At 61.5% G+C, this 16,423-nt stretch carries 12 protein-coding genes; 1 reads left to right on the forward strand and 11 read right to left on the reverse strand.

What is annotated here, in order from left to right; genetic code table 11:
- Nucleotides 1-117: 117 nt before the first annotated feature.
- The 5 genes from NH396_RS13640 to NH396_RS13660 all read right to left on the reverse strand — a co-directional run bounded on the left by NH396_RS13640 (nt 118) and on the right by NH396_RS13660 (nt 4,875).
- Nucleotides 118-1,812: an L-lactate permease gene (locus NH396_RS13640; RefSeq protein WP_253064407.1), complete on the reverse strand. Its 1,695-nt coding sequence runs from the start codon at nt 1,810-1,812 to the stop codon at nt 118-120.
- 367 nt (nt 1,813-2,179) lie between these two features.
- Nucleotides 2,180-2,884 carry a hypothetical protein gene (locus NH396_RS13645; RefSeq protein ID WP_253064409.1) on the reverse strand — a complete coding sequence of 235 codons (705 nt, stop codon included), beginning with the start codon at nt 2,882-2,884 and terminating at the stop codon, nt 2,180-2,182.
- A 154-nt stretch (nt 2,885-3,038) separates the two neighbouring features.
- The gene (locus tag NH396_RS13650; RefSeq protein WP_253064411.1) at nt 3,039-3,443 is read right to left on the reverse strand and encodes a YkvA family protein; all 405 of its coding nucleotides are present in this window, start codon (nt 3,441-3,443) and stop codon (nt 3,039-3,041) included.
- A 202-nt stretch (nt 3,444-3,645) separates the two neighbouring features.
- A complete protein-coding gene (locus tag NH396_RS13655) occupies nt 3,646-4,371 on the reverse strand; it encodes a pirin family protein (protein WP_253064414.1) in 726 nt (241 codons plus the stop codon).
- 51 nt (nt 4,372-4,422) lie between these two features.
- Complete coding sequence (locus tag NH396_RS13660; RefSeq protein WP_253064416.1) at nt 4,423-4,875, reverse strand: DoxX family protein; 453 nt, start codon at nt 4,873-4,875, stop codon at nt 4,423-4,425.
- Nucleotides 4,876-5,006: 131 nt separating this feature from the next.
- Between NH396_RS13660 and NH396_RS13665 the strand changes: the two genes are divergently transcribed.
- Nucleotides 5,007-5,948 carry a LysR family transcriptional regulator gene (locus NH396_RS13665; protein WP_253064418.1) on the forward strand — a complete coding sequence of 314 codons (942 nt, stop codon included), beginning with the start codon at nt 5,007-5,009 and terminating at the stop codon, nt 5,946-5,948.
- Nucleotides 5,949-5,963: 15 nt separating this feature from the next.
- On the opposite strand, the gene tdh is transcribed toward NH396_RS13665, so the two are convergent.
- The 6 genes from tdh to NH396_RS13695 form a co-directional block, all read right to left on the reverse strand.
- The gene (tdh, locus tag NH396_RS13670) at nt 5,964-6,989 is read right to left on the reverse strand and encodes an L-threonine 3-dehydrogenase (RefSeq protein WP_253064421.1); all 1,026 of its coding nucleotides are present in this window, start codon (nt 6,987-6,989) and stop codon (nt 5,964-5,966) included.
- Entirely contained in the window at nt 6,986-8,224 is a 1,239-nt protein-coding gene (locus NH396_RS13675; protein WP_253064423.1) for a glycine C-acetyltransferase, read from the reverse strand. Before NH396_RS13675 ends, tdh begins: the two co-directional genes overlap by 4 nt.
- A 124-nt stretch (nt 8,225-8,348) precedes the next feature.
- Nucleotides 8,349-9,860, reverse strand: a complete 1,512-nt coding sequence (locus tag NH396_RS13680) for a Na+/H+ antiporter NhaC family protein (RefSeq protein ID WP_253064425.1) — start codon at nt 9,858-9,860, stop codon at nt 8,349-8,351.
- A 433-nt stretch (nt 9,861-10,293) separates the two neighbouring features.
- A complete protein-coding gene (locus tag NH396_RS13685) occupies nt 10,294-11,772 on the reverse strand; it encodes a BCCT family transporter (protein ID WP_253064427.1) in 1,479 nt (492 codons plus the stop codon).
- Between the two features lie 280 nt (nt 11,773-12,052).
- Entirely contained in the window at nt 12,053-13,750 is a 1,698-nt protein-coding gene (locus NH396_RS13690; protein WP_253064431.1) for a BCCT family transporter, read from the reverse strand.
- A 466-nt stretch (nt 13,751-14,216) separates the two neighbouring features.
- Entirely contained in the window at nt 14,217-16,004 is a 1,788-nt protein-coding gene (locus NH396_RS13695) for a BCCT family transporter (protein WP_253064433.1), read from the reverse strand.
- Nucleotides 16,005-16,423 lie beyond the last annotated feature (419 nt).

The raw sequence follows: 16,423 nt of genomic DNA on the forward strand, positions 1-16,423 counted from the left end.
ATAAACATCCCTCTGGAGTAAACACATTCAATATTCCGTTGATTATCTCCATGTAACAGCAGGCCCGCACACAATGCGGGCCTGCTGTCGTCTGCCAGAGTGATACGAGGTGTGCTGTCAGCCCATCAAGCCGTCGATCACCCCCAGGCCGTGGAAGGCAATCATGCCGATGAGGCCAGCGAAGATCACGTAGTAGAGCGTCGGCAGGATCGTCTTGCGCAGCGTGACGCCTTCGCGACCCAGGAGGCCGACGGTTGCCGAGGCGGCGACCACGTTGTGGATGGCGATCATGTTGCCGGCCGCCGCGCCGACCGCCTGGAGGGCGACCATCATGGCGCTGGAGATGCCCAGGGCCTGGGCGACGTTGAACTGGAAATCGGCCAGCATCAGGTTGGAGACGGTGTTGGAACCGGCGATGAAGGCCCCGAGGGCACCGACACTCGGTGCGAACAGCGGGTAGATATCGCCCACGCCATCGGCGATGAACTGCGCCATCGCCACCGGCATCGACACCAGATCCGCCTCGTTGACGCCGGAATTGATCAGGATGCGCACCATCGGAATCGTGAACAGCAGCACGAATCCGGCACCTAGAATCGTACGGCTGGATTCGCTGACGGCAGCACTGACATCGCGCATGCGCATGCGGTGCAGCACGATGGTCAGTAGTACCACGACCACTAGAATACCGCCGGGCAGGTACAGGGGCTGCAGACTGCCGGAGATGTCACCCTCCCCGAGAATGCCGCTCCAGCCGAAGCTCCACGAGGTCAGTGCTTCCTTTATCGGTGCGATGACGCGCGACATCACCAGCAGCACCGCGAGCAGTACATACGGCAGCCACCCCATGCCGACCGAAAGCGGCTTGCGACCCTCGACGGGCTCAAGTGTCATGTCCAGCTTGCCGATCCACTCCGCGGGCCAGCTGTCAGCTTGCGGGAAGTCCCAGGTCCGGCTGGGCAGCAGGAAGCCCTTGCGCGCCGCCGGTACCACGATGGCGAGCCCCACCATGGCGCCGATCATCGACGGGAACTCCGGCCCCAGTAACAGGCCTGCCAATACATAAGGCACCACGAAGCAGACGCCGGCAAACAGCGCGAAGGGGGCGACTTCCAATCCTTCACGCCAGGAGCGATTGGCACCGAAGAACCGCACCATCACCGCAACCATGATCAACGGCATGCAGATCCCGATGATGCCGTGGGTGATGGCGACTTCAGACGTCACCAGTTGGAAGTAGGCGTCCCAACTCGAGTCATTCGCGGCCAGTGTCTCGCTGACACCGGCCTTGTTGAGGCCACCGGAGACCCCGACCACAATGGGCGTGCCGACCGCACCGAAGGAGACTGGCGTCGATTGCACCATCATGCCCACCACGACCGCTGCCAGTGCCGGGAAGCCCAACGCCACCATCAAGGGAGCGGCGACGGCAGCGGGTGTACCGAAGCCGGAGGCCCCCTCGATGAAGCAACCGAACAGCCAGGCCACGATGATGGCCTGTACGCGGCGGTCCGGGCTGATGCCGGAGAAGCCGTTGCGTATCGCGGCGATACCGCCGGAATGCTTGAGGGTATTGAGCAGCAGCAGGGCGCCGAAGATGATCCACAGGATCGCGACCGTCAGTATCAGCCCCTGCAGGGACGAGGCCAGCACACGAGTGAAGGTCATGTCCCAGGCCAGCAGTGCGATCACTGCTGTGACCAAGAAGACGATGGGCATGGCGAGGCGGGCGGCCATGCGAAAGCCGATCAACAGCACCCCGGCTAGCAGCAATGGCACAAAGGCCAATAGTGCCAATAGCGACTGATTCATGTGCAGCACTCTCCCTATGTTGCGTGGCGAACATCGTTTGGAAGTCTTTGTTGTTGGATAGGTGCGTTGTCATGTCGCACCTGACGCTAGCTCAAGGTAAGAGAGTCCATTTGTTTCTGCTACTTGAGGTCATCTGGTATTACCAGTGGCTCAACAAAATTTCCTGGTCATCAAATCATTGAATATGTTGATGAGTTTTTGGTTTTATCAGTGAAGACCTATGTAGAAAAGCTATCGAAGTTAGACTAATAGGCACTTACGACAACGCCTCGTCAGCATGGCTGGCGAGGCGTTGTCGTGATGTGACATATAGGAAGTCGAGTGTTGCCAGTGCGTGCTTGATCTGGCTCGCTATCAGCTATCGATGTCAGCTATCGCTGAGCACGGCGGCAAGTTCTGGGCTCGGGCGGCTGGCGTTGACGAAGAAGTCATTCATCGTCAACAGCAGGTACTTCTTCATCATGTTCTGGGCCGGCAGGAAGATGCGATCGCCGAAGTCGAAGTTGCCTGCCTGGTGAGGCACGGAGTCCTGAACGGCGTAATCCTTGCTGTAAAGCAACTGCTCGTTCTTGTCGTAGAGACGATACTGGACATCGAAATCGGCAATGATATCGAAATCCTCGTTGGCGACACCGAAGGTCAGCAGATTCTTGGTCAGGTTCTGGGCGATCAGGTAATCAAGATAGACAGGGCCACGATTCTCATGGGCCTGGATTTCCACCCGCAGGCGGTAGTCGCTGGCACGCGCATCATGGGTGATGCGCGAAGACGCGGGCAATTGCTCACGCAGCAATTGATCGAAGTGGGTCATCGCCGGTGAACAGATGCGCGACAGCTTGATGTTACCCAGTGGTTGCATGGCCTGCTGGGCTGCGCCAGAAAACAGGTTGGCCTGTGGTTGGCTGTAATAGACGTCGGAATAGAACACCTTGTGCTGGTAGGCCTGCGCTTCCACTGGCGCGACCTTCGGGACATCGATCTGCGCGCGCGATGCGCAGCCGGCCAGCATCATGAGGGCGGTGCCCGCGACAGCGAGTTTCATCAATGGCTTGGGCATTCGAGTGACGGACATATGACGAATTCTCGGGCGTGGCGAAGTTGTCGCTAACCGTAACATGCGCATGTCATGAGGCTAAACACGGGCCAGACAACGCCTTTCAACCTTTGTTAACATTTGTTGAATATTGTTGCATTTGTCTATGTGAAGGCTCGTAAGAGGCGTCAGCTCAGTCGAACCAGCGCTTGAGCACCTTGTCCGCGCGTGCGCGATGTTCCGGCTTGATATGGGCCGCCACGATGGCTACCGCGCCCGCCATCAAGGTGATGTCATCGGTGTAACCCAGCAAGGGTGTGAAGTCCGGCAGGGCATCGATGGGGGAAATGAAGTAGCCCAGCGCGCCGTAGATAGTGGTTCTGGCCCAGACAGGGGTATCGGAATCCTGCGCCGCGAAATACATGCGCAGGGCGGGATTGAGTGCTGTCTGGCCGGCCTTGCGGGCGACCGACGAGACCTTGTGCCAGAAACCTTCCTCGCTGTACTCGGAGACGTGGGCCGTGAGGGGGTGTGCATCCGGTGCCGGCAATCCGGGTGTCTCGGGTGGAGTGGACGTAATGGTCGTGTCCTTGCTCATTGGGTTTCCTCCGTCAGCTCACGAGGATGGCGATGACGGCCAGCCTCGCGCTTGATCGTATCATGACTCCCTATGACAGATGTCGCCCAGCCACGTTCCCTGCCAGGTGTTCTCCCATGCGGACGTGCCATAACGACGCCTCCCCGCCGGCAGTCATATGGGCGGGGAGGCGTCGTGGGTCTAGAGGCCATCGGAGGCCAGCTCAAGCGGGCAGGTCGAACAGCAGCGCATGTAGACCTCGCGCCTCATCGAGAGTGGCCTCGGGTTCATGATCCAGCGTGACGGCATCCCCCGCGGACAGTGGCAGGCTCTGCTGACCCTTGCCCTTCAGTGTCGCCGACCCGTCGATGACGTGCAGATAGTAGCGGCGCTCGCTGTCCAGCGGCAGTTCCAGTGCTGCGCGCTGCTCGTCATCCCCTTGCAGGCCGATGCGATACATCCGGGCATCCTGATTGATGGTCAGCACCCCAGGCGCGGCTTGCGCCGGTGGTGCGATCAGCAGGGTGAGACCGTCGCGGGCGACGAAGGGCTGCTGTTGATAGCGCGGCGGCAGCCCCTTGGCCTGTGGCGTGATCCAGATCTGCAGAAAGCGCAGCGGCTCGAGGGACGAGGCGTTGTACTCACTGTGTTCAATGCCCGTCCCGGCACTCATCAGCTGGACTTCGCCCGCCCCCAAGGTGTGCCGTGAGCCCATGCTGTCGCGATGCTCGATGTTGCCCGACAGCACATAGCTGATGATTTCCATGTCACTGTGCGAGTGCGGATCGAAGCCCGCGCCCGGCGCCACGTGGTCATCGTTGATTACGCGCAATACGGAGACGCCCATGTGAGCAGGGTCGTAGTAGTTGGCGAAGGAGAAACTGTGGCGGCTCTCCAGCCAGGCGAACCTGGCATGGCCGCGTTCATTGCTTGGGCGTAACGTAAGCATGGCAACCTCCTGAAACTGTGCAGACTTGTGAATGGGCAGGCATCAGTGGGCTTATGCAACGTGCCTGGCCGGACTCAGTAGGCGGTCGAGTGACAGCTTGCCGCCGCCGGTGATCGCCAGGCTCGCCGCGATGGTCAGCAGTGCCAGCCCGTATTCATAGCCGTTGTTGCTCATGAACAGGCCATTGCCGATATGCACGGTCAGGATGGCGACCAGCATGGTGAAGGCCAGCACGGCAGCCGCCGGACGTGTCAGCAGGCCGATCAGGATCGCCAGTCCGCCGAAGAACTCGCCGCTGCCGGACAGCAGCGCCATCAGATAGCCGGGCTCGATGCCCATGGAGGCCATCCACTGACCGGTGCCTTCCAGACCGTAGCCGCCGAAGGCGCCGAACAGTTTCTGTGAACCGTGGGCCATGAAGATGATGCCGGTCGGGACACGCAGCACCAGGCTTGCGAGGCTGGAATCGGTGGTCATCAGGCGAGAGAGGGCAGACTTGAACATGTGTGGCTCCATTGATCAGGGGATATGAGGATTTTAAGATCAGTGTGTTTGATCGATGGAGCTACTATAGAATGCGGCGTATCAAAAAAATAACGGAGGATTCTGGTCTCAATGATCAGAATTTTTGAATCATGGTCTCACCCATCACACTCGACGCCCTGCGCGTGCTGGATGCCATCGAACGACGCGGCAGTTTCGCCTCGGCCGCCGAGACACTGCATCGCGTGCCCTCGGCGATTTCCTATTCGGTGCAGAAGCTGGAGGAAGAGCTGGGCGTGCCGCTGTTCGATCGCTCGCGTCGCAAGGCCGAACTGACCGATGCCGGACGCCTGGTGCTGGAGCATGGGCGACGCATTCTGCTGGCCACCGATGAGATGACGGCGCTGGCGCGTCAGGCGGGGGCGGGATGGGAGGTTGAGCTGAGTATCTGCGTCGACACCATTCTCGATCCGGACGCGCTCTATCCGCTGTTGGAGGAATTTCAGGCCATTCAGCCGCGTACCCGTGTGGTACTGGGTGAGGAGGTGATGGGGGGCACTTGGGAAGCGTTGCATGACAACCGCTGTGATCTGGTGATCGGAGCGCCCGGCGAGGCACCGGTATCGGGGTTGTCGAGCCGAGTGTTCGGGGCGATCGAGCCGGTCTTCGCCGTGGCGGCCGGCCATCCGCTGACGCATCTGCCACAGCCGCTGTCCGCCGACGCCTTGCGTGACTTTCCCACCGTCATCGTGGCGGACAGTTCGCGCAGCCTGCCCGGCCATTCTTCCGGTTTGCTGGATGGCCGCAGTCAGATCATTGTCAAGACCACGGCGCAGAAGATCGAGGTTCAGCGCAAGGGGCTGGGGGTCGGCTATCTGCCGCGGCATCGAATCCATCGCCAGTTGGAGGAGGGCAGTCTGGTCATACTTTCGCTGGAGACTCAGCGCGCGCCGGTCGATCTCTCGCTCGCCTGGCGCAGTGGTCGTCAGGGCAAGGCGCTCAAATGGTTCCTTGAGCGCCTTGCCGCCCCCGGCATGGGCGAGACCTTCGGACTGTTGCCGCGCGAGGCGACGACTGACTTGCGTGGAGACTGAAACGAACAGACGCCCTCAGTCCCAGTCGAGCACTACCTTGCCCGACTGACCGGAGCCCATGATCTCGAAGCCCTGCTGGAAGTCTGCGACGCTCAGGCGATGGGTGATGATGGGCGAAAGATCCAGCCCTGACTGGATCAGGCTGGCCATCTTGTACCAGGTCTCGAACATCTCGCGGCCATAGATGCCCTTGATGGTCAGCCCCTTGAAGATGACCTTGGTCCAGTCGATGGCCATCTCGCCGGGCGGAATGCCCAGCATGGCGATCTTGCCACCATGATTGATGACATCGAGCATCTGCTCGACGGCGGAAGGCACGCCGGACATTTCCAGCACCACATCGAAGCCCTCATGCATGTCGAGCTCCGCCATCACCTCCTTCAGGGATTCGCGGCTGACATTGACGGTGCGGGTTGCGCCCATCCGCTCGGCGAGTGCCAGTCGATAGTCATTCACGTCGGTGATCACCACGTGGCGAGCCCCGATATGGCGGATGACCGCCGCCGCCATGATGCCGATGGGCCCGGCACCGGTGATCAAGACGTCCTCGCCGACCACATCGAAGGCCAGTGCAGTATGCACGGCATTGCCGAAGGGATCGAAGATGGCTGCCAGGTCATCGCTGATCTCATCCGGCAGCTTGAAGAGGTTGTAGGCGGGCAGGGCGAGGTATTCGGCGAAGGCGCCTGGGCGGTTGACACCCACGCCCTCGGTATTGCGACACAGATGGCGACGCCCCGCGCGGCAGTTGCGGCAATGGCCGCAGGTGATGTGCCCTTCGCCCGAGACACGGTCGCCGATCTCATAGCCACGCACCTCGCTGCCCAGTGCGACGATCTCCCCCGCATACTCATGACCGGTGACCATCGGCACCGGCACGGTCGCCTGCGACCACTCATCCCACTGATGGATGTGCATGTCCGTGCCGCAGATCGCGGTCTTGCGAATCTTGATCAGCACATCGTTGTGGCCGATTTCCGGCACGGCCGTCTCGGTCATCCAAATGCCGGGTTCGGCCTTGAGCTTGGCCAGCGCCTTCATGCATCACCTCCCGTCGTGGAGTCGATCACGCCCATCTCGCGGCCGATGCGCGTGAAGGCGCCAATGGCCGTCTCGATCTGCTCCGGGGTATGCGCCGCCGAGATCTGGGTGCGAATGCGCGCCTGTCCCTTGGGCACCACCGGATAGGAAAACCCGATCACGTAGATGCCGGCCTCCAGCAGACGACTGGCGAAGTCGCCCGCCAGCCGTGCATCGCCGATCATCACCGGAATGATGGCGTGACCGGCACCCGTCAGGGTGAAGCCGGCCTCCTGCATGCCGCGCCGGAAGCGTTCGACGTTCTCCCACAGCTTCCGGCGTGCCTCGGCGCTGTCCTCGACCTTGTCCAGCGCCTTGAGGGTCGCCGCCACGATGGGCGGCGCCAGCGAGTTTGAGAATAGATAAGGGCGCGAGCGCTGGCGCAGCCACTCGACGATGGGCCCGCGTGCGGCCGTCACGCCGCCCGAGGCGCCACCCAGCGCCTTGCCGAAGGTAGTGGTGATGATGTCGATCTGATCCATCACGTCATGGTATTCGTGGCTGCCACGCCCATTGGCCCCCACGAAGCCGGTGGCGTGGGAGTCATCCACCATCACCAACGCGTCGTAGCGTCTGGCGAGCTCGCAGATGCCCTTGAGATTGGCGATCACGCCATCCATCGAGAAGACACCGTCGGTGGCGATCAGCTTGAAGCGTGCACCGGCGGCGTCGGCTTCCTGGAGGCGGGCCTCGAGTTCGCGCATGTCATTGTTGGCATAGCGATAGCGGCTTGCCTTGCACAGACGCACGCCATCGATGATGGAGGCGTGATTGAGCGCATCGGAAATGATGGCGTCTTCAGGGCCGAAGAGTGTCTCGAACAGGCCGCCATTGGCGTCGAAACATGAGGAATAGAGGATGGCATCGTCCATGCCGAGAAAGGCTGCGAGGCGCTTTTCCAGCACGCGATGTTGATGGTGAGTACCGCAGATGAAACGCACGGAGGCCATGCCGAAGCCATCACGCTCCAGCGCCTGTTGCGCGGCCGCGATCAGCTCGGGGCTATCGGCCAGGCCCAGATAGTTGTTCGCGCAGAAGTTGATGACCTCCGAGCCTTGCCCCTCGCGCTCATCACCGCCCGCGACCCGTAGGCTGGCACCCTGGGGCGAGGTGATCTCGCGCTCCTGCTTGTAGAGACCTTCTTCTTGCAGTTCATTGATCTGACGGCTGAGGTGGTCGTGGAAACTGACTGGCATGCGTCACTCCTGTCTGTCGTTGTCCTGTTCGTTTCCGATGGACGCTGAACGCCTGCGGGAAACGTGATGGCACAGGCTTTCAGCGTAGTCGGGGTCTGTCAGCGGCGTGGTGCGGATCGGGCGCTCACCTGGCCGGGTGCTTCTTGAGTTCGTTGCCATCCTCGTCCTCAAAGGTCAGCCCCCAGCTGGTAATGGCAGCCAGCAGCATGATGGCCACGAGGAACCAGCCCTGGAAGACAAACGGGAAGACGGCGGTCGGCGAGACGGTGGGCAGCCAATCGTAGGTGCCCTGCATGGACTGGATTGTCGACCAGCCCAACAGCACCGGTGCCCCCCAAGGGAAGATGTAGCCCAGTGCGGAGGTCACGGCGTCCAGCATGTTGGCGCGGCGATAGCGATGGATGCGGTACCGGGTGCCCAGCGCACGCACGAAGGGCGCGGCCGCGATTTCGGCGGCGGTATTGATGGTGATGGCGCTGTTGAGCAGCGCCACGATCCCCCAGATGGCCAGCTCGGCGCGGCGCATGGATTGCTTGATCCAGCGCATCAGCAGGCGCGTGACATGCTCCATGGTGCCGCCGAGGGTCATCAGGTGGGCCGCACCGACGATCAGCAGGATCAGGATGCCCATGTTGACGTAACCTTCGACGCCGCGAACCAATGCGCCAGTCATGACGCCATCGGCCTCGGAATCGAAGGCGATGATCTGTGGCAGGCTGCCGGTGCCGGCGATCAGCATGACAGGAATGGCGAGCAGGATGCCCCAGGTCAGAGAGGTCAGCAGGTGCTGTCCACGCAGTGCCAGTATCAGTACCAGTGCAAAGGGCGCCAGCATGATCAGTCCCGCTGGATCGGCGGCCTCCTGCATCGATTGAACCGCCGCGGGGTCGGTGACTCCGCCTTGCTCGCTGCCGCCGAAGATCACGAACAACGCCAGCGCCGGCAAGGCTGCTGCAATCGAGTACTTGAAACGGCTTTTCACCACGCCGGGGACATCCGCGCCTTGGGTCGTGGCGGAGACGATGGTGGTGTCCGACACCGGGGCCAGGTTATCGCCGAAGATGGCACCGGACAGAATTGCGGCAAACAGCAGGGTGGGATCACCGCCCACCGCGATGCCGGCCGGATACATCAGCGTGCAGAAGGCGACCGTGGTGCCGTAACCAGTACCAACAGCGGTCGAGAACACGGCTGCGAGCAGGAAGGTGAGCCCGACGAACCAGCCGCCGGTCATGTCCGAGATGCCGCCCAGCCAGACAAGCCCTTCGACCAGTCCCCCGACTTGCAGAACCTGAGCGAACATCCCGGCATAGAACCAGGCGACGATGGCGACCACCCCGATGGGCTGCGTCAGCCCATCGAACAGGCCGTTGGCATAATCCTCCCAGCGACTGGTGCAGAAGAACAGACCGAGGGTCAGCCCGAACAGTGCCCCCATGACTAGGCCGATTTCAGAGGACAGCCCCAGCACGCTGGTCGTGATTGCCCAGACGACAAAGAAGATCAACGGGATGGCGGCGCCCCAGGCACCGAAGCGGAATGTCAGCGAAGGGGAGTCAGGCGCTACGTGTGATGCGTCATTGGGCGGGTGAGCAGCGTTCTGCTGCCCAGGACTCTGCTGTGAAGTCGGGGACATGTCATTACCTGTCTACGTCATTGTGATTGTTGGGTGACGACTTGAGGCAGGCGCTGGGCAAGACGATCTTCCGAATGGCAAGGCACTTGCTTCACCTTGCATCGGATTGCACTCGGCATATGCCAGAGCGCAATGGCGATGTCCGCATGGCCTTGTCAGCAATACAAACGCCAGCAAGGCTTGTGGATGTTTGATGTCTTTCCAGCATGAAGCGCTGAAAATCCAGCGTTCTGCCAGTCATTTCAGCCTATCAGTGTGTGCTGATGGACTGTCAATGCGGCGAAGGCGCAAGACGTGTCGTTCGTGGCGGGTAGCGAAAAAAGGTGTCCATCAGACGTGACACGGCCCTGCACCTCATTCGGGGGCAGGGCCGTTGTGTTGGCAGACTGCATCGCACTAGTGTGCGCTGCGGATCACCTCACGCCATGGCGGCTCAGCGCTGAGCGAGTGTCGCAGATGCCGGGATTGCCTGGGAGGCGCGATCACGGCGTACACGGATCACGAAGGCGATCACCAGGGCGAAGATGCCGAAGGCGACGGGGATGGCGGCGACCGAGATCAGGCTCAGGAGGGTCTTGTAGACATCGCCGCCCAGCCAGCTGACCACGACGGCCAGGGCGGCCATGGCGATGATCCAAAAGGCGCGTGAGCGTTTGACGGTCAGCATCTCGCACACCAGGCCCGCGGAGTCGGCGCTGGTGATGAAGAACAGCAGGATGTTGAGCGTCAGTATCACCGAGAAGATGCCGGTGGTATCGATGGTATCGATCAGCTTGAACACGTCATCGACGCCCAGGCTCAGACTGCCGAGACCGAACACCACGAACCACAGGCATGAGAACAGGGTCGGCACCAGCATCACGCCCAGTACCATGCCACGCAGGGTGCGGCCCTTGGAAATGCGGGCGATGAAGACGCCGGTGAAGATGAACCAGCCATACCAGGCCGCCTCGAAGGCATACAGCCAGTCAGCCAGCCATGTCTTGCGCTCCGGATCGCCCAGGCCGATATCGGTGGCCATTGCGGGGTACTTGAGCAAGTATTCCGGCACCAGACGCACGAAGGTGGAGAGGATGTCGCCGGGGACGGTCAGCACCAGTGCGCCGAGCATCAGGATGATCGCGAACAGGGTGTTGTAGTTGCTCAGCCACTTGATGCCGCGCTTGAGGCCCGAGGCGGAGGAGATGATGGCACACATGGCCAGCACACAGATGATCAGGGTCGGGCTGAACTCGATGCCGACCAGCTTGACCAGCCCCTGCTGGATCGGGGTGGTCGCGTAGGTGAAGGACAGCGACAGGCCGATGACGGTGGAAACGACGAGGCTGACAAGGTTGAGCTTGCTCCACAGACCGTTGCCCAGCAGTTCTTCGGCGGGCTTGGCCATCTTCATGTTGTACATGGCGTGGGCGAAGAGCGCGCCGATGGCCAGGTAACCCGCCCAGGCGAGCAGGCCCCAGTGATTGAAGGCATTGAGCAGCGCCATGTCGGTGCTCTGTCCGGCATCGGTATGGTACTTGGGCTCCAGCACGCCCCAGGTGAGCAGGCCGATACCCATGCCGGTGGCGAACAGCATGCCCATCCAGCTCAGGATATGGAATTCAGGATCGCCTTCGCCGAAGCGCAGTTTGCCCAATGGGGTAAAGCAGACCGCGACCAGCAGCAGCGACACGGCAAAGGCCGGCCAGGTGAAGATGAAGCCGAAGTTGCCGATCACCGAGGTCTTGACGGCGTCCAGGGCTGCGAGAAATCCCGTCGGGAAGAGGGCGGCGGCGCCGATCAGCAGCGTGATGACCGCGACGGTGGCGATCGAGGTCAGGTACTTGCCCTTGGCGGAGTCTGTGTCCCCCAGGCCGCAGACGGAATCCGTGGTGGCCTCGGGCTGGCGGGAGGAGGAAGTGTCGGTCGTCATGAGAGCGCGATTCCTGAAGTTGTTGTTATCGAACTGGCAAGCTGGCGGCCGCAATAAGTCGTCAAGCGAGGGCAGATAACGATGGCTGACTCCTGTGGGTGGCAAGGACCTCATAAGCCTATCCTGCCCTCTGGTGAATTTTTGTTTATTGACGACCAGTATTTTCCATAACGCGACATTATGTGTTTCGTGCAATGCCTGACGTGAAAGACATGCCTCAAGACCCGCCGTTGCCTGCTGGCACGACGGGCTCGGGTCGAGTGAGGGGCTTTGAGTGGGCTCAGGGGCCTGTGTGATTCCTGGCAGGTTTCCTGAACCTTTTCAGTGCGTTGCCGGATTCCTGATAGAGCGCCACCACAAGGCCCAGCGTCATTGCCACGATCACGAAGCTCATCGGCAGGGCGGCAGCCATCAGGATGGTCTGCAGCGCCTTGAGTCCGCCTGCCATCAGCAGTGTACCGGCCACCAGCCCGATGCAGATGCCCCAGAAGATACGGTGGTGCGCCAGCGGTTCTTCATCGCCCAGCGACAGGATGGTCGTGACCACCAGAGTGCTGGAATCCGAGCTGGTCACGAACCAGCTGATCAACAGGAAGATCAGCAGAGACGACAGGATGACGCTCAGCACGCTGTTGCCCGCCAGGGCATCGGCGGTGGCGAACAGTGCTTCGGGCAGGTTCCAGTTGCGCACCAGCGTCATCAGCTCGCCGCTGCCGGCACCCATGCTGGCCGTAAGCTCCTGATACAGGCCGGTACCGCCGAACAGCGCCTGCCAGATGAAGATGATCAGCGGCGGGGCAATGAGCACGCCCAGGATGAATTCCCGCAGGGTACGGCCCTTGGAGATGCGGGCGATGAACAGTCCGATGAATGGCGCCCACGCCAGCCACCAGGCCCAGTAGAAGATGGTCCAGCCTTCCTGCCAGCTGCTCTCGCCCGGGGTCTCGGCGACCCACAATCCCATCGGCACCACATCGCGCAGATAGGCCAGCAACGTCTCGCCGAACAGCAAGATCAGCCAAAGTGTCGGGCCGCCGACCAGGAAGCTGCCGACCACGATGATCGACACGCCGATATTGAGTTCCGAGATATAGCGGATGCCGCGCTTGACCCCGGACACTGCCGAGGCGATGGAGATCGCGCTGATGGCGACGATCAACGCCAGCTGCGTGCCGATGCCGGCATCCAGGCCGGTGAGGCGATTGAGGCCCACCGCGATCTGGCTGACGCCCAGGCCCAGCGAGGTGGCGATGCCGAACACGCAGCCCAGTACGCCCATGATATCGACGGCGTGTCCGATGGGGCCGTAGATGCGCTCGCCGATCAGCGGATAGAGGGCGGAGCGCAGTGCCAGCGGCAGCTGCTTGCGATAGGCGAAGTAGGCCAGCGTCATACCGACGATGCCGTAGACCGCCCAGCCATGCAGCCCCCAGTGGAAGAAAGCCGCCTTGAGTGCCTCGACGGCGCGGGCGTGATCCATGGCGGTGGCACCGGCCAGATCCGCATGTGGGTTGTTGGGGTAGCCGAAGCCACCGGAGTTGTCGAAATAGAACATCGGCTCCGCGACACCGAAGAACAGCACGCCGATGCCGACTCCTGCCGACAGCAACATCGAGATCCAGGTGAAGCGCGAGAATTCCGGGGCACTATCCTTGGGGCCGAGGCGCAGGTTGCCCCAGGGCGAGCATACCAGTGCCAACGACAGGGCGATCATCGCGACCACCAGCACCAGGTAGTAGGTACCGAAGGTATGTTCGATCCAGCTGCGTGCGGCACCGAAGATGGCGGCCGCCCCATCGGGAGAGAGGCCGGCCCCGACGACGAATGCCAGCAACAGGCCGGCCGAGGTCAGGGTCATGCCCTTGTGCATGCCTTTGAACGGGCCGCTGGTTTCCACTTGGAGATGTGCCGTGAGGGCATTGTTCTGCGAAGGGGGTGGTGCGTGATCACCGAGCGGATCATGGTCTGTCGCTGCCATGAGAAGACTCCTGAATTGTTGTAGTTGTTGTGTGAGCTGTCGTTCCAATTGCTGTTTGAGCTGTCGCTCCTGCTGCGGCCCGAATGCCTTGAGGCCTTGAGAGCGGGAGCGATACGGATAAGGCCAGTGGCTGAAGTTGGGGGATGGTGTTCACGATCAGGCCAATGCCGGGGGTGGCCAATTTCGAGAGTGCCAAGAGTGTCATGCGTGCCTGGTTGGGCACCTTTGCCGTCGGTGTCCTGTCAGCAACGCAACCGGCTGTTAGGCCGAGGGTTGCGACTTCCAGACTAGTCAGGTGCGGTGTGTGGGCGTTGAAGAAAAGCGACGCCTACTTGCCACAACACGACGTCAAGGGCATGCAAAAGATGCCAGAAATGACAATGCCCGCTCAGGTGTTGGCCTGAGCGGGCATTGGTGACTTGATGATGACAAATCACTACCAAAGAGTGTGACTCTTCTGCAGTCCTTAGCCCGCGTTGGTCTGGCTGGCCGTTCGCGGCGTGGCTTGCGGGCCGGTCTTCGGCTGATGACGCGATTTGATCACGCTGCGCGATTCATCCACCAGCGCGACCAGCAGGCCAAGCGTCATGGCGAGGATCACGAAACTGACCGGCAGGGCGGCAGCCATCAGGACCGTCTGAAGCGCCTTGAGCCCGCCTGCCATCAGCAGCACCGCCGCGACGGAGCCGATGCAGACACCCCAGAAGATGCGGTGACGCGGCAGCGGGTCTTCATCGCCCATCGACAGGATGGTGGTGATGACCAGGGTGCTGGAGTCGGAGCTGGTCACGAACCAGCTGATCAGCAGGAAGATCAGCAGTGACGTCAGCACGGTGCTGAGGATGTCATTGCTCACCAGCGCATCGGCGGTGGCGAACAGTGCCTCTGGCAGATTCCAGTCGCGAATCATGCCCATCAGCTGGCCGGTGCCAGGGCCCATGGCCGCGTTCAGTTCCTGATGCAGGGCGGTGCCGCCGAACAGGGTCTGCCAGATGAAGATGATCAGCGGCGGGGCAATCAGCACGCCGAGGATGAATTCACGCAGGGTGCGGCCCTTGGAGATACGCGCGATGAACAGACCGATGAACGGTGCCCATGCCAGCCACCAGGCCCAGTAGAAGATGGTCCAGGCATCCTGCCAGTCGCGCTCGACCGGTGTGCTCGCGACCCACAGGCCCATGGGGATGACGTCACGCACGTAGGAGACGACCGTCTCGCCGAACATGCTGATCAGCCACAGGGTCGGGCCACCGATCAGGAAGCTGCCGACCACGATGACGGACACGCCGACATTCAGCTCGGAAATGATGCGGATACCCCGCTTGACACCGGAGACCGCCGAGACGATGGAGATGACGCTGATGATCGCGATCAATACGACCTGGGTGCCGATACCCGAGTCGATACCGGTCAGGCGGTTGAGGCCGACGGCGATCTGACTGACGCCCAGCCCCAGCGAGGTGGCGATACCGAACACGCAGCCCAGCACGCCCATGATGTCGACGGCATGGCCGATGGGTCCGTAGATGCGGTCACCGATCAGCGGATAGAGCGCGGAGCGCAGTGCCAGCGGCAGATTGCGGCGATAGGCGAAGTAGGCCAGCGTCATGCCGACGATGACATAGACTGCCCAGCCGTGCAGACCCCAGTGGAAGAAGGCTTGCTTGAGAGCATCGACGGCGCGGGCGTGATCCATCGCCATATGGCCGGCGAGGTCAGCGTGCGGATTGTTGGGATAGCCGAAGCCGCCGGAGTTGTCGAAGTAGAACATCGGTTCGGCGACGCCGAAGAACAGGATGCCGATCCCGACGCCTGCCGAGAGCAGCATCGAGACCCAGGTGAAGCGCGAGAATTCGGGGCGGCTATCCGGCGCGCCCAGGCGCAGCTTGCCCCAGGGGGAGAAGACGAGGGCAATGCACAGGCCGATCAGACCGACGATGGTCACCAGGTAATAGGTGCCGAAGGTGGATTCGATCCAGGCGCGCGCGGCGCCGAACAGGCTGGAGGACAGTTCGGGAGCCAGGCCGGTGGCGAGAACGAAAAGCAGCAGCAGGCCGGCGGAGGTCAGGGTCATGCCCTTGTGCATGCCCTTGAGCGGGCCGGAAGTCTCGACGCGTAGGCTCAGGTCCGGCGAATGGTAGCGCTGAGAACCGACGACTGCCGTGGCGCTGTAATCAGAGGTGGTGTTTTCCGTGCTGGTGTTATGAGTACTGGCATTGTCAGGTGAGGCGGGGTCAGGCTGAGGTGGGGTCACGCAATATCTCCTGTTCGAGCTGGTCGTAGGGCCAGCGTTCCCTGTCGCGGTCACGGCGGAATGACCGTTCATCTGTCGCGAAAAATTGTTGTCGATAAGGCAACGAGATGAAGACGTGAATGCTTGTCGAGACGTGCGGGAAGACGCTAACTCCCTCAAAGCATTACAATATATTATGTATGGAATTGATTTTGATGGCTACAGCTTCTGGAAAATTGGCTGTGTCGCAAGATCGCGTTCGCCATCGGTCCCATTCGGTCACGCAGACTCATTGGCAAGGGCGATCGCGCAGGGGCGTCGCGGTTGCATGAGAGGCATGAATCAGGTAATGATATTCTTGACGTGATACGACCTTTGCTTGCCTGAAGGCGACAGCTTTGATCGCCTGATGGGCGCTTTCGGGATACCATTCGGGCGGT

The sequence above is a fragment of the Cobetia sp. Dlab-2-AX genome (assembly GCF_024124625.1).
Taxonomy (GTDB): Bacteria; Pseudomonadota; Gammaproteobacteria; order Pseudomonadales; family Halomonadaceae; genus Cobetia.